The organism is Streptomyces sp. NPDC050263, assembly GCF_040655955.1.
Lineage (GTDB): Bacteria > Actinomycetota > Actinomycetes > Streptomycetales > Streptomycetaceae > Streptomyces.
Genome location: NZ_JBFAKW010000189.1, coordinates 1 through 13,535, shown reverse-complemented (window position 1 = coordinate 13,535; position 13,535 = coordinate 1). Strand labels below are relative to the sequence as shown.

Sequence of the window (13,535 nt, the reverse complement as noted above, 5' to 3'; positions counted from 1 at the left end):
CTCAACCTCTCCCCACACCCAGCGACCAACGGCCCTGAGCCTGACACAGGCCGAAGCCCCAACGCGAGCCCCAACGATTAACACCAGTCACCTAGTGCCGGTCAGGTAGGCCGAGACGATCACGTTGGCCGTGTAGCTGTGGCCGGCCCGGTCGAAGGCGCCGCCGCAGGTGATGAGGCGCAGTTCGGCGCGGCCCGGCCGGCGGGTTCCGTAGGCCTGTCGGGCGTCGAAGCGGTCGCGCTGGACGACCGTGACGTCGTCCACGGTGAATTCCGCGACCTTGCCGTCGTCCCGCACCACCCGTACCGTCTCGCCGGCCTCGAGCGTGCTGAGCTTGTAGAAGACGGCGGGCCGGGTCTCGGTGTCGACGTGCCCGACCAGCAGGGCGGTGCCCTTGGCACCGGGTTCCGCGCCGTCGGCGTACCAGCCGACCACGCCCGCCTGGTCGAAGGGCGGCGGGTCGATGCCCCCCTCGGCGTCCAGGCCGCGGGCGACGACCGGAGCCTGCACGCCCAGTTCGGGTATGTCGATGCGTCGTGGCAGCGCCTGCCCCAACGGCTGGACGGCGGGCGGGAGTTCGACGTCCGGCGGACGGCCCACCGCGGCGATGTCGCCAGTGGCCGGGGCGGATGTGCCGTGCCGTACGTCGGTCACCTCGCGCCCCCACAGCCACAGCCCGAGCAGCAGCGTCGCCCAGGCCAGACCGGTGAGGAAGCGACCGGAAGAGTGTTCGCGTTCACGGTCGGACACGGCTCAGTCCGCCCTGCGTCTCCGGCGCACGCCGCGGAACACGACGGCGGCGGCGACACCCGCGAGCACCAGGCCGATGACCGCCTGCGCGGTTCCGGGCCCGTGGCCGTCCACCCGTGCCTGCTCGGCGGCGGCGAGCGGGGCGGTGCCGCCGCCTCCGGCGTGGACCGGGGCGACGGGGGTGGCGGCAGTCGCGGTGGCGGGGGAAGCGGCGGGCGCGGTCGGGTCGTCCGACTGCGGCAGTCCGGGAGACGTCGACTCGACGACCTTGATCCGGCCCCGCACCTTGACGTCGACGCAGGTGATCCGCACGTCGTAGGTGCCTGCCACGATCGAGGAGCGGACCTGGGTGTCGCCGGAGAGCGTGCCGCCCGAGCCGACGAGCTGCGCGTCGGCGACGAAGACGGCGGAGACCGCGGTGGCCGTCCTGCCGCCGCAGCCGCTGACCTTCAGCGTGACCTGGGAGCCGGGTGCGGGCGTGGCCGGCGTCACCGAGACGCTGCCGCCTGTGTCCGCGCCGCCTTCGCCCGAGGCGTAGGCCGTGGGGATGAGCACCGCGGCGGCGACCGCGACGCCCGCACAGAGAGTGACTTTCAGTGAACTCATCGTGAACCTCCAGCTATCTGGAGACTCCCCCGCCCCGGCCCGATGCGCACCCTCAGGCGGGGTCTCGCTACTCCGTACGGGTCTGTTTCACTCCGCGACGGGTTTCAGATCCGTCCGTTCCCGGTTTCAGATCCGTCCGTTCCCGGTTTCAGATCCGTCCGTTCCCGGTTTCAGATCCGGTCGCGCCGGGTTTCAGATCCGGTCGACGAGGTCCGCGATCGAGTCCACGATCTTCGACGGACGGTACGGGAAGTTCTCGACCTGCTCGGGCCGGGTCAGCCCGGTGAGCACCAGGTAGGTCTGCATCCCGGCCTCGATGCCCGCCAGCACGTCGGTGTCCATGCGGTCGCCGATCATCGCGCTGGTCTCCGAGTGGGCGCCGATGGCGTTCAGCCCGGTGCGCATCATCAGCGGGTTGGGCTTGCCCGCGAAGTACGGGTTCTTGCCGGTCGCCTTGGTGATCAGCGCGGCGACCGCTCCGGTGGCCGGCAGCGGGCCCTCGGTGGAGGGGCCGGTCTCGTCCGGGTTGGTGCAGATGAAACGGGCGCCGTCGTTGATGAGCCGGACGGCCTTGGTCATCGCCTCGAAGGAGTAGGTGCGGGTCTCGCCGAGGACGACGTAGTCCGGCTCGTGGTCGGTGAGGATGTAGCCGATGTCGTGCAGCGCGGTGGTCAGACCCGCCTCGCCGATGACGTACGCCGTACCGCCGGGCCGCTGGTCGTCCAGGAACTTGGCGGTGGCGAGCGCGGAGGTCCAGATGTTCTCGACCGGCACGTCCAGGCCCATGCGCTGGAGGCGGGCCTGGAGGTCGCGCGGGGTGTAGATCGAGTTGTTGGTCAGGACCAGGAACGGCTTGCCGGACTCGCGCAGCTTCTTCAGGAAGGCGTCGGCGCCGGGGATCGGCACGCCCTCGTGGATGAGCACACCGTCCATGTCGGTGAGCCACGACTCGATGGGCTTGCGGTCTGCCATGTGCGGAATCTCCCTGCCGTACGCGAGTACGCGGTTGTGACGCGTGTACGCGGTCGCTGCGTGCGCCCCACCCTAATCACAGGCCGGATCTTGTGGGAACGGCCGGTTTCGGACCGTCCACGGGCTGGGACGCGGGCGGGGCTCGGGCCGGACTCGGGCGGGCTCGGCCCCCGGCTCAACGGCGTCGGCGGGCCAGGAAGAGGGCCGCGCCCGCGGCGAGAAGACAGACGGTGCCGGCGACGAGGGCGGCGGGTGAGGAGAGGCCGGACATGGCGAGTTCCTCGGCCTCCTCGGCGAGGGAGAGCCGTCCGGTGTCCGTGGCGGAGGGGCCGGGGGTGGAGGGTGGGGTGGGGGTCCCGTCCGTGGCGGAGTCGGAGTCGGAGGAGGAGGAGGAGGAGGCCGGGTCGGGGACGGGTTCCGGTTCGGGCTCCGGGTCGGGTTCGGCCTTGGGGTCGCGGTCGGTCTCGACGGCGAAGCGGTAGTCGTTCGACTGCCCGATCCAGTCGCCGTCGTCACCGTGCCGCTGGACGACGGCCGCGTTGGCGGTGACGGCGTTGGGTGCGGTGTCGGAGGTGAGGGCCAGGCGCAACTTGACGGTGAGGGTCCGACCGGGGCCGACGGTGAAGCCGAGGAACGGCGCGAGGTCACCGGCCGGGTCTTCGGCGCCCTCGTCGGTGAACGCTCCGACCAGTTCGTCGTCGTCCGTGGGCTCGAAGCGGACCGCGTGCGGTTGTCCGTCGGCGTAGAACTCGAGTCGGGGCTGGGTCGGCTTCAGGGCGCGTTCGGCGTCGACTAGGACGACGACCGGGTGGATCTCGGTGCAGGTACGGCGGGTGGTGTTGGTGAGGTCGAGATACCAGATGCCGTATCCGCCCCCGGCCCGGTAGGAGTCCGGGCCCCCGTGGAGGCGGGTGGTGAGGGGGAAGCCACCGGCTTCGGGGCCCGAGCAGCTCGGACCGGCTTCCGCGTACGCGGTGGCGGTCGCGGTCGCGGTCGCGGGAAGGAGGGCGGCGGCCGCGGCAAGACAGAGGGAGACAGGCGGGCACAGTCGCATGAACACGTGAGCCTGCACGAGAAACCGAGACAACCGGACCCGGCACACCGCACGACCGTACGAATCCCCTCATTCAGTCGTACCTCTGGGAGGAGCAACGCGAGGTCGGCGTGTGCGGACGACCTGCCTCACCCCGGCCAGACAGGCGTCCGCCCCCGCCAGACAGGCGTCCGCCCCGGCCAGACAGGCGTCCGCCCCCGCCAGACAGGCGTCCGCCCCCGCCAGACAGGCGTCCGCCCCCGCCAGACAGGCGTCAGCCCCCGCCAGACAGGCGTCAGCCCGGGCCAGGCAGGCGTCAGCCGTTGGCTGGGCCGAACAGTGGGGACAGGAGGAGTTGGGCCGCGCCCTCCGCTACGCCGCGTGGGCCGCCGGGGGCGAGGCGGACCGGTACGGCGGCCTGCGACGACCCCTCGCGGCGGGCGCGGGCGTCGAGGACGGCGGCGACTCCGCGGACGAACCGCTCCGGCGCCGCCGCGATCGTGCGGCCGCCCAGCAGCACGGCGTCGGTGTCGAGCAGTCCGGCCAGGTTCGCGGCGCCCTCGCCGAGCACGCGTGCCGCCTCGGCCACGTCCCCCCGGGCGATGGCCGCCAGGCACAGCGCCTCGATGCAGCCGCGGTTGCCGCAGGGGCAGGGCGGCCCGTCCAGCTGGATGACCTGGTGTCCGAACTCCCCCGCGCCGGTGCGCGCGCCCCGGTGCAGGGTCCCGCCGATCACCAGGCCCGCGCCGAGGCCCGTCCCGAGGTGGAGATAGGCGAAGGAGCCGTGCTCGCGGCCGACGCGTTCCTCACCGCCGCCACCACCGCCACCGCCACCACCGCCGCCACCGCCACCGTGCTCGGCGACGCCCCGCTCACCGCCGACCGCGAGGCCGAGCGCGGCCGCGTTGGTGTCCTTGTCGACGACCACCGGCATGCCGAGCCGCGCCGCCAGCACGTCCCGCAGCGGGAACCCGTCCCACTCGGGGAAGCCGGTGACCCGGTGCAGCACCCCGTGGGCATGGTCGAGCGGGCCCGGCAGGGCCACGCCGACGCCGAGGAGGGACGACGCGACGGCCCCGGCGACGCCGGTCGACCGGATCGAGGCGTCCTCGACGACCTCGCCCACCTCCCGCACCACCGCCCCCAGCACGGCCTCCGCGCCCGCGCCCAGGAACAGCGGGACGCACCTCTCCCCCACCACCCGCCCGTCGAGATCGGCCAGGATCACCCGCAGCTCGTCCCGGTCGAGGTGGACGCCGACCGCGTGCCCGGCCTCGGGGACCAGCCGCAGGACCGTGCGCGGCTTGCCGCCGGTCGAGGCACGGCGACCCGCCTCCGCCGCCAGCCCCTCGTCCCGCAGCCGGGCGGTGATCTTACTGACGGCCTGCGGGGTCAGCCGGGTGCGCTCGGCGAGTTCGAGACGGCTGATGCCGTCCGGCCCCGCCGACCGCAGCAGATCCAGCACCAGCGCGGTGTTGTGGCTGCGCAGCGCCAGCAGGTTCACGCCGGTCGTGCGGTCCGGGCGATGCGCGCCCTGCGGGCCGTCCCGGCGGGCGCCTCCGTTCCTCAGGTTCACGTCCCCATTCTCTCCCCTGCTTGCACTTTGGCAACAGCGTTGCGAAAGTGGGTTTCATGAGTGCTACTCCCCTCCGCGTGGGCCTGATCGGCTACGGCCTCGCCGGCTCCGTCTTCCACGCCCCGCTGATCGCCGCGACCGAGGGCCTCGCCCTCGACACCGTGGTCACCTCGAACCCCGAGCGACAGCAGCAGGCCCGCGCCGAGTTCCCGGACGTCCGCGTCGTCGCCACCCCCGACGAACTGCTCGCCCGGGCCGACGAGCTGGACCTGATCGTCATCGCGTCCCCGAACAAGACGCACGTCCCGCTCGCGACCGCCGCCCTGAAGGCCGGCCTGCCGGTCGTCGTCGACAAGCCAGTGGCCGGTACCGCGGCCGAGGCCCGGGAGCTGGCCGCCCTCGCCGAGGAGCGCGGGCTGCTGCTCTCCGTCTTCCAGAACCGCCGCTGGGACAACGACTTCCTGACCCTGCGCCGACTCCTGGACGAGGGCGAACTGGGCGACGTCCGACGCTTCGAGTCCCGGTTCGAGCGGTGGCGGCCGCTGCCGAAGGGCGGCTGGCGGGAGTCCGGCGATCCCGCAGAGATCGGAGGTCTCCTCTACGACCTCGGCAGCCACGTCGTCGACCAGGCACTGGTCCTCTTCGGACCGGCCGTCTCGGTCTACGCCGAGGCGGACATCCGCCGGCCCGGCGCGGAGACCGACGACGACACGTTCATCGCGATCACGCACGCGAACGGCGTCCGCTCCCACCTCTACGTCTCCGCGACGACCGCCCAACTCGGCCCGCGTTTCCGGGTGCTGGGCTCGAAGGCGGGATACGTGAAGTACGGCCTGGACCCGCAGGAGGCGGCGCTGCGGGAGGGCGCGCGCCCGGCCGGATCCGCCGACTCCGCCGTCTGGGGCACGGAGCCGGAGGAGCTGTGGGGCCGCCTCGGTTCCGGCGAGTCCCCGCTGACCGGCGGCGGAGAACCCGTACGGACCCTCCCCGGCGACTACCCGGCCTACTACGCTGCGGTGGCCAAGGCACTGATCGACGGCGGCCCGGGCCCGGTGACCGCCGTCGAGGCGGCCGCCGCCCTCGACGTACTGGAGGCGGCCCGCCGTTCGGCACGAGACAAAGTGGCGGTGACGCTGTAATGGGCACCCACGAGATCACCCCGAAGTTCACCCCGGAGATCACCCCGACCCTGGAGGAACTCCAGGGCCAGGAACGGCGACTGGTCTTCCGCCAGTTCACGCACGACGACGCGTGGGCGCTCGGCTCGCTCCTGGTGGAGCTGGCCCGCGAGCGCCAGGCGCCGGTCGCCGTCGACATCCACCGCTCCGGCCAGCAGCTCTTCCACGCGGCCCTGCCCGGCTCGGCCCCGGACAACGACGCGTGGATCGCCCGCAAGCGCCGGGTGGTGGAACGCTTCGGCGCCTCCTCCTACCTGGTGGGCGCCCGCTGCCGGGCCAAGGGCACGACGTTCGAGGACTCCTCCCGCCTGGACCCCGACGCGTACGCGGCCCACGGCGGCTCCTTCCCCATCAACGTGGAGGGCGTGGGCATCGTGGGCGCGGTGACGGTCTCGGGCCTCCCCCAACTGGAGGACCACCGCTTCGTGGTCGAGGTACTGGAACAGTTCCTGGACAAGTACCTGGGCTGACGCGCCCCTCAGGGGGACGGGGAACTGCGCGACCCGCCGCTGACGGCCTCGGTGTCGACGAACGACCGCAGTTCCCCGGCCCCGCCACAGCGGAGCGTCACGCGTCCTTGAACTCCTGTCGCTGTCGGCCGAGCCCTTCGATCTCCAGCTCGACGACATCCCCGGCCCGCAGGTACGGCTTCGGCTCAGGCGCCCCCAGCGCGACCCCCGCCGGCGTCCCGGTGTTGATGACGTCCCCGGGGTACAGCGTCATGAACTGGCTGACGTACCGCACGACCTCCCCCACCGGGAAGATCTGCTCGGCCGTCGTCCCGTCCTGCTTCAGCTCCCCGTTGACCCAGAGCCTCAGGGAAAGCCCCTGCGGGTCGCCGACCTCGTCCGCCGTGACGAGCCACGGCCCCAGCGGATTGAACGTCTCGCAGTTCTTGCCCTTGTCCCAGGTCCCGCCCCGCTCGATCTGGAACTCCCGCTCGGACACGTCGTGCGCGACGGCGTACCCGGCGACGTGCGCGAGGCCGTCCGTCGCCGACTCCAGGTAGCGGGCGGTACGTCCGATGACGACCGCCAGCTCCACCTCCCAGTCCGTCTTGGCGGACCCGCGCGGCACGAGCACGGTGTCGTACGGGCCGACGACCGTGTCCGCCGCCTTGAAGAAGATGACCGGCTCGGGCGGCGGCTCGGCCCCGGTCTCACGGGCGTGGTCGTGGTAGTTGAGCCCGATGCACACGATCTTGCCGATCCGTGCCAGCGGCGGCCCGATCCGCAGCCCGGTCGCGTCCAGCGCCGGCAGCTCCCCGGACTCGGCGGCGGCCCGGACCCGGCCGAGCGCCGCGTCGTCGGCGAGCAGCGCGCCGTCGACGTCCGGGACGACCGCGGAGAGATCCCGGAGAATCCCCTCGGGGTCGAGCAGCGCGGGGCGCTCCGCTCCCGCCGTACCGACTCGCAGCAGCTTCATGGTGACTGTCTCCCTCGATCGCGAGCGCCGTCCGACGGGTGCAGCCATCGGATGACTGGTCGATCCTCCAAGCTGGACGTCCGCTCCGCAATACCCGGCTCACGTACTGGACCGTCACCACCGCCGACCCGGTGCCGTCACCGATACAGGAATGCCCGTTCGACCGCGCTCCACGTCGTGCTCGTGATCACGTACAGCGCGGCGGCCAGCGGTACGACGGCCACGGTGACCAGCGTGAAGAAGGACAGGAACGGCATCACCTTGGCGACCGTGCCGAGCCCGGGCACGTCCGGACCGGCGGCGGGCTGGGGCAGCGGCGTCCGCTTCGCCCGTACGAAGTTGAAGGACGCGACGGCCGCGACGACGGCGAACAGCCCGAGGTAGACCAGCCCGGCCTCGCCGAACATCCCGCCGCCGGTCAGCGCGTCCGTCCAGCGGTCGCCGAGGGGTGCGGCGAAGAGCTCGTGGCTGAGCAGTTCGTTGCTCGCGCCGCCGATCGAGGAGCTGGAGAAGAGGTGGTAGAGGAGGAAGAAGGCGGGCAGCTGGCAGAGGCTGGGCAGCAGTCCGGACAGCGGCGACACCTTTTCCTCGGCGTGCAGTTCCAGCACCGCCCGCTGGAGCCTCTCGGGGTTCCTGGCGTGCTTCTTGCGCAGTTCGGCGATCCGCGGCTGCAACGCCGTCCGGGCCTTCTGCCCGCGGGCTGCCGCGCGGGACAGGGGGTGGACGAGGAGCCGTACGAGAGCGGTGAACAGGATGATCGCGGCGGCTGCGGCGGCCGCGCCGAACAGGGGCTGGAGCAGGTCGGCGAGGTGCTCGACCAAACCGGCGAAAGCGGACATGGGTACGGACATCGATACGGACATGGGTACGGACATGGGTACGGACATGGGTGAGGAGCCCTCCGGGGGTCTCGTCGTGCCAGACGTCGATTTCGTGGCGGCATGACGACCCGCGCGGGGTCACGGAGTTGAGCCGGTGGCGCCGGCCGGGGGTGCCCTACGCGACGGTCGTCGGGAGGGCGTGGCCGGGGGCCCTGGGGCGGGGTCTGCCCGAGGCGTCGGGGTCGCGTTGCGGCAGGAAGGCCGTCCGCCGGGCCCGGTCCCTGATGGCCGTGCGCACCCGGGTGGGCGGCACGGCGGGGGCGCTGCGCGCGGCGACGAGCGTGCAGACGGCGAGCGCGGAACCGGCGGCGGCGGTCGCGGCGAGCGCGACGGCGGCGGAGAGGCCGCCGGCGTCCAGCAGCAGGACGTCCACGAAGAGGACGAACAGGAGCAGGGCGGCGCGCGGCACGAACCGACTCCGGGTCATGTTCCCGCCCTCCCGTCCTGTGGGTGACTGCTGTGTCCGCTGTGCCCGCTGTGTCTGCTGTGTCTGCTGTGTCTGTTGTCTCGGTTATACCGGCACCATGATGACGTCCGGGACCGGTACGACAGTTCCGCAGACGGGACATTCGCCGTACGGGCCGAGTTCGGCGGCGGCCTGGCCCACTCCTGGCCCGAGCGCGAACGAAGCGAGCCAGTACAGCCGAACGGAGCGAGCTCGTACAGACCGAACGAAGCGAGCTTGTATCAACCGTTTGACACAAGATCTCGCCCACGGCATCTTGTACTCACCCTTTGATACAAGAGATACAAGTGCTCACCGGGGGATCCGACATGATCGACACCGTCTCGCCCGAGAGACTCCTGGCCCGTGCCGACCTCTGCGCCCGCTGGGCCGGGCTGGCGCTGGGCGTCGTGGTCGTCCAGCTGCTGCTCACCATGGGCGGCGACGAGCTCGCCATGCCCTTCGTCTCCGCCGTCACCGCCTTCGGTCTGTGCGCGGTGGGCGGGGTCCTGCTCGGCGACTCCCTCACGCCGGCCCCGCAGGAAGCGGTCCGCACCGCCGGTCTCGCCCCGCGCCGGGTCCGGGACCACGTACCGCCGCGGATGGCCCCGCTGTTCGTCTTCCAGACGGCCTGCCTGGTCGTGCTGCTGACGATCGGGGCGGCCGTGGCCGACCCCGACGGCCAGGGCCGGGCCGGCCGAACCCTCACCGTCACCTGCGCGGCCGGTCCGACCCGCCACCTCGGCCCCTGGCCCGGCCTCTTCTACGCCACCCCGGTGCTCGTCTCCCTCGCCCTCGGCACCGCCGCCTGTGCCTGGTCCCTGCGCCGCATCGCCCACCGCCCCGGCGACAACCTGCGTCGCCACGACCGCAGTTGGGCGATCATCGCGGCCTGGGGGCTGCTGGTATCCAGCCAACTGCTGCTCGTCCTGGGGATGATCGGCAGAGTGCTGTTCTACTCGAAGTGCGCCGGGATGCTGGGCAACGTCACGGCCCTGGTGATCTACCCCCTGGGCCTGCTGAGCCTGTTCGCCCTCGGATGGTCGCTGTTCACCATCGTCGCGCCCCGGGCCGTGGACGATGAGTGAACCCGCTGTCCGTGTCGACACCACCAGCCAGGTGCCGCCGTACGAGCAGATCCGCGCCCAGCTGGCCTCGCTGATCGTCACCGGGCGACTGGTGGAGGGCGAACGGCTGCCGACCGTACGGCAGTTGGCCGCCGACCTGGGCCTGGCACCGGGCACGGTGGCCCGCGCCTACCGCGAGCTGGAGGCCGTCGAACTGATCCGCACCCGCCGGGGCGCGGGCACCCGGGTCGCGGCCCTCCCCGCCGAACCGCAGCACCCCGACGCCGAGCGACTCGCCACCCTGGCCCGCGACTTCACCTCGGCGGCACGCGCCCTGGGCGCCGGCACGGAGACCATCCTGAACGCGGTACGGGAGGCTCTGGAGCAGCGGTCGTAGCGGTCGTAGGTCGCGGGTTTGCGGCATCTCCCGGCCGGGGTGAAGCTGGAGGCATCGGGGATTCATCAGGGTCTGGCCTGGGCCCCTTCGGAATGGAGGGTTCGACATGGGAGGCACACTTCCCAACCCTGCGAGCGACGATACGACCCGATTCGAAGCCGCGCCCGATCCCGACGGCACCTTGATCCCGATTCCCTCGGAGGCGCCGCAGGGCAAGGCGATTCGAGACGATGCCCGGATCACCGTCAGCGCACGTCAGGCAAACGGCTACTACGTGTCGATCTACAACGGTCCGCCCGACCCGCCGAGCGAGGTCGAGGACTTCATCGGCGACGTCCTCAGCGAGGTCGGCATGAAGGAGATCGAAGACGCGCTCTTCGTCGGAGCGCCCGCGGTCCTGAGTTTCCTCACCTCGGTTGCCGGTGTGTTGGCCTCGGTGCTCACCACCTCACCGCTGCTGAACGAACAACTGTTCAGAGGCGCCATGGCCGACGACACGAACGTCACGTATGTGGTGCTCACTCCGAAGAACTGAGGTCATGGGCTCGTCGGCCGGCCCGGTGGGCTCAGGACCTCGGCTTCGTCGAGCTCAGTTCCCCCCAGACCACCAGCCGGTAGCGCGAGGTGTACTCGGGTGTGCAGGTGGTGAGGGTGAGATAGCGGCCGGGGGCGTCATAGCCGTAGCCGGGCTCGGTGAGGGAACGGGGTACGGGCCGGATGACGCCCGAGTCGCGGGGTGAGGTCTGCGACAGGATCTTGTCCACGGTGTAGGTGTAGGTCGCGCTGCTGGTCTCGACCTCCACCTTGTCGCCCTTCCTGAGACGGTTGAGGTACCGGAAGGGCTCGCCGTGCGTGTTGCGGTGCCCGGCGACCGCGAAGTTCCCGTCCTGGCCCGGCTGTTGGGTGTCGGCGTAGTGGCCGACGTATCCCTTGTTGAGGACCTTCTGCTTGCTGGTCCCCTCGGCGACGGGGACCTGGAGGTCGAGGCGGGGGATGCGGAGGACGGCGTAGGCCCGGGACGACTCCCGGCCGCCGCCACCGGAGTCGATGTCACCACCGGTGCCGTCGCTCGCGCCGCCGCTGTCGCTCCGGCTGTTCTTCTCGCTGTCACCGTCGCCGTCGGTGTCGCCGTTGCCGTCGGTGCCGGCGCCGGCGCCGGCGCCGGGGGCTGCCTCCCACTCCCGCTCCAGCGCCTCCACCCGCCGCTCCGCGCCGTCCTTCGCCTCCCGGTTGGTCCACCACAGCTGATGCACGACGAGGAGCAGGACCAACACCCCGGCCGTGACGAGCAGTTCGGCACCGCTCCAGAGCACCCGCCGGTATCGGGCGCGCCGCCGCCGGGTGCTGTGCTGTACGAGGGGAATCCGCACGCGGGCACGATAGGGGCAAGAGAACGAGGTCTCCAGAGCCGCACCCGGACGACCTGGCTGTTCGCCCCCTCGAACCGGTGCGGAACCGGGTGCGGAAAGGGCGCAGAACCAGGCGCAGAGCCGGGTACAGATCCAGGTGCGGAGTCCATCCCTCCGCCTTTCTCCACAGGTTGGAGAAAGGGCTGTCAGAACTCTCGACAACCCCAGGCGCCACGCCCGATGCTTCGATTCGGCCGAACGGGACCGGCCACGACTCGGAGTGGAGTGACCATGATCCGACGTAGAACACTGCTGGCCGCCTCCGGCGGTGCACTGTTCGGAACCGCCCTCGCCACAGGAACGGCCCACGCCGACGCGACGATCTCCGTCAACCCGTCGACGACGTACGGAACTTGGGAAGGCTGGGGAACCTCGCTGGCCTGGTGGGCGAATGTCTTCGGCACCCGGAACGACTTCGCCGACATCTTCTTCACCACCAACTCGGTGTCCTACAACGGCAAGACCCTCCCCGGCCTCGGCCTGAACATCGCCCGCTACAACCTGGGCGCGTGCAACTGGAACTCGGTGAGCGGCGCCGGCATGGTGGCCTCCGCCAACATCCCCGGGTTCAAGCAGATCGAGGGCTACTGGCAGGACTGGAACAACGAGGACCCGACGTCCTCGGCCTGGGACTGGACCGCGGACGCCGCCCAGCGCGCGATGCTCCAGAAGGCGACGGCGCGCGGCGCGACGACCGAGCTGTTCGCCAACTCCCCCATGTGGTGGATGTGTCTGAACCACAACCCGTCCGGCGCGTCGGGCGGCGGCAACAACCTCCAGTCCTGGAACTACCGCCAGCACGCCTCCCACCTGGCGGCCGTGGCCCTCTACGCCAAGAACAACTGGGGCGTGAACTTCGCGACGGTCGACCCCTTCAACGAGCCGTCGTCGTCCTGGTGGACGGCGACCGGCACGCAGGAGGGCTGCCACATGGACGCCACCGTCCAGTCGGCCGTACTGCCGTACATGCGCAGCGAGTTGGACAAGCGCGGTCTGACGGCGACGAAGATCTCGGCGTCGGACGAGACGAGCTACGACCTCGCCCGCACCACCTGGAACTCCTTCTCGTCGACGACGAAGGGGTTGGTGAACCGGGTCAACGTCCACGGCTACCAGGGCTCGGGCGGCCGCCGGGACCTGCTCTACACGGACGTGGTCACGACGGCCGGCAAGGCCCTGTGGAACTCGGAGACGGGCGACAACGACGGCACGGGCCTGTCGATGGCGAGCAACCTGCTCTACGACTTCCGCTGGCTGCACCCGACGGCCTGGGTCTACTGGCAGGTCATGGACCCGTCGACGAACTGGGCGATGATCGCGTACGACGCGAGCACGCTGGCGGCGGGCGCCGTCACGACGAAGTACTACGTGATGGCCCAGTTCAGCCGGCACATCCGCCCCGGCATGACGATCCTCGACACCGGCGTGAGCTACGCGGCGGCGGCGATCGACAAGACGGCGAAGCGCCTGGTGATCGTGGCCGCGAACACTTCCGCCTCCGCCCAGACCCTGACCTTCGACCTCTCCCGCTTCACGACGGTGACGGGCGGCTCGTCCGGCCTGGTCCCCCGCTGGAACACGGTGACGAGCGGAACGGGCGACCTCTACACGGCCCGCTCGGACACCTACCTGAGCGGAAAGACGATCAGCGTGCCGTTCGCGGCGGGCGCGGTGCAGACGCTCCAGGTGGACGGAGTGACGATCTAGTGCCGCGGCAGGCAACGTTTGCCCGTCAAGGAGCGGCGTCCGGTGCGTGCTCTCGGTGTGCCGGCCGGAAGTCCTCGTACTGGACGTAC

The 13,535-nt window shown here is 71.3% G+C and carries 15 protein-coding genes; 6 read left to right on the top strand and 9 right to left on the bottom strand.

The window, feature by feature from the left end:
• Positions 1 to 87: 87 nt before the first annotated feature.
• The 5 genes from AB0J04_RS43135 to AB0J04_RS43115 form a co-directional block, all read right to left on the bottom strand.
• Positions 88 to 750, bottom strand: coding sequence for a class F sortase (locus AB0J04_RS43135; protein WP_363174180.1), 663 nt, complete (start codon positions 748 to 750; stop codon positions 88 to 90).
• 3 nt (positions 751 to 753) lie between these two features.
• Positions 754 to 1,356 carry a hypothetical protein gene (locus AB0J04_RS43130; protein ID WP_363174179.1) on the bottom strand — a complete coding sequence of 201 codons (603 nt, stop codon included), beginning with the start codon at positions 1,354 to 1,356 and terminating at the stop codon, positions 754 to 756.
• A 192-nt stretch (positions 1,357 to 1,548) separates the two neighbouring features.
• Complete coding sequence (locus AB0J04_RS43125) at positions 1,549 to 2,328, bottom strand: HAD-IIA family hydrolase (protein ID WP_363174178.1); 780 nt, start codon at positions 2,326 to 2,328, stop codon at positions 1,549 to 1,551.
• A gap of 175 nt (positions 2,329 to 2,503) precedes the next feature.
• Positions 2,504 to 3,388: a hypothetical protein gene (locus AB0J04_RS43120; RefSeq protein ID WP_363174177.1), complete on the bottom strand. Its 885-nt coding sequence runs from the start codon at positions 3,386 to 3,388 to the stop codon at positions 2,504 to 2,506.
• Positions 3,389 to 3,677: 289 nt separating this feature from the next.
• Complete coding sequence (locus tag AB0J04_RS43115; protein WP_363174181.1) at positions 3,678 to 4,865, bottom strand: ROK family transcriptional regulator; 1,188 nt, start codon at positions 4,863 to 4,865, stop codon at positions 3,678 to 3,680.
• Positions 4,866 to 4,993: 128 nt separating this feature from the next.
• Between AB0J04_RS43115 and AB0J04_RS43110 the strand changes: the two genes are divergently transcribed.
• Positions 4,994 to 6,076, top strand: a complete 1,083-nt coding sequence (locus AB0J04_RS43110; protein WP_363174176.1) for a Gfo/Idh/MocA family oxidoreductase — start codon at positions 4,994 to 4,996, stop codon at positions 6,074 to 6,076.
• A complete protein-coding gene (locus tag AB0J04_RS43105; protein ID WP_363174175.1) occupies positions 6,076 to 6,585 on the top strand; it encodes a heme-degrading domain-containing protein in 510 nt (169 codons plus the stop codon). The genes AB0J04_RS43110 and AB0J04_RS43105 overlap by 1 nt, the downstream gene beginning before the upstream one ends.
• Positions 6,586 to 6,682: 97 nt before the next feature.
• Here AB0J04_RS43105 and AB0J04_RS43100 read toward each other — a convergent pair whose 3' ends face one another.
• From AB0J04_RS43100 to AB0J04_RS43090, 3 genes are all read right to left on the bottom strand, one after another.
• Positions 6,683 to 7,540 carry a fumarylacetoacetate hydrolase family protein gene (locus tag AB0J04_RS43100; protein ID WP_363174174.1) on the bottom strand — a complete coding sequence of 286 codons (858 nt, stop codon included), beginning with the start codon at positions 7,538 to 7,540 and terminating at the stop codon, positions 6,683 to 6,685.
• Between the two features lie 137 nt (positions 7,541 to 7,677).
• A complete protein-coding gene (locus AB0J04_RS43095) occupies positions 7,678 to 8,379 on the bottom strand; it encodes a YidC/Oxa1 family membrane protein insertase (RefSeq protein ID WP_363174173.1) in 702 nt (233 codons plus the stop codon).
• A gap of 157 nt (positions 8,380 to 8,536) precedes the next feature.
• Positions 8,537 to 8,848, bottom strand: coding sequence for a DUF6412 domain-containing protein (locus AB0J04_RS43090; protein WP_363174172.1), 312 nt, complete (start codon positions 8,846 to 8,848; stop codon positions 8,537 to 8,539).
• A gap of 347 nt (positions 8,849 to 9,195) precedes the next feature.
• Here AB0J04_RS43090 and AB0J04_RS43085 point away from each other — a divergent pair, with 347 nt between their 5' ends.
• The 3 genes from AB0J04_RS43085 to AB0J04_RS43075 all read left to right on the top strand — a co-directional run bounded on the left by AB0J04_RS43085 (position 9,196) and on the right by AB0J04_RS43075 (position 10,865).
• Positions 9,196 to 9,954 (top strand): hypothetical protein, encoded by a 759-nt coding sequence (locus AB0J04_RS43085; RefSeq protein ID WP_363174171.1) that lies wholly within the window; start codon positions 9,196 to 9,198, stop codon positions 9,952 to 9,954.
• On the top strand, positions 9,947 to 10,330 hold the full coding sequence (locus tag AB0J04_RS43080; RefSeq protein ID WP_363174170.1) for a GntR family transcriptional regulator: 384 nt from the start codon (positions 9,947 to 9,949) through the stop codon (positions 10,328 to 10,330). The genes AB0J04_RS43085 and AB0J04_RS43080 overlap by 8 nt, the downstream gene beginning before the upstream one ends.
• Before the next feature lie 106 nt (positions 10,331 to 10,436).
• Positions 10,437 to 10,865 (top strand): hypothetical protein, encoded by a 429-nt coding sequence (locus AB0J04_RS43075; protein ID WP_363174169.1) that lies wholly within the window; start codon positions 10,437 to 10,439, stop codon positions 10,863 to 10,865.
• Positions 10,866 to 10,896: 31 nt separating this feature from the next.
• Here the strand turns inward: AB0J04_RS43075 and AB0J04_RS43070 are convergent, their stop codons facing one another.
• The gene (locus tag AB0J04_RS43070; RefSeq protein WP_363174168.1) at positions 10,897 to 11,700 is read right to left on the bottom strand and encodes a class E sortase; all 804 of its coding nucleotides are present in this window, start codon (positions 11,698 to 11,700) and stop codon (positions 10,897 to 10,899) included.
• Positions 11,701 to 11,970: 270 nt separating this feature from the next.
• Between AB0J04_RS43070 and AB0J04_RS43065 the strand changes: the two genes are divergently transcribed.
• On the top strand, positions 11,971 to 13,446 hold the full coding sequence (locus AB0J04_RS43065) for a beta-1,6-galactanase (RefSeq protein ID WP_363174167.1): 1,476 nt from the start codon (positions 11,971 to 11,973) through the stop codon (positions 13,444 to 13,446).
• Positions 13,447 to 13,535: the final 89 nt, after the last annotated feature.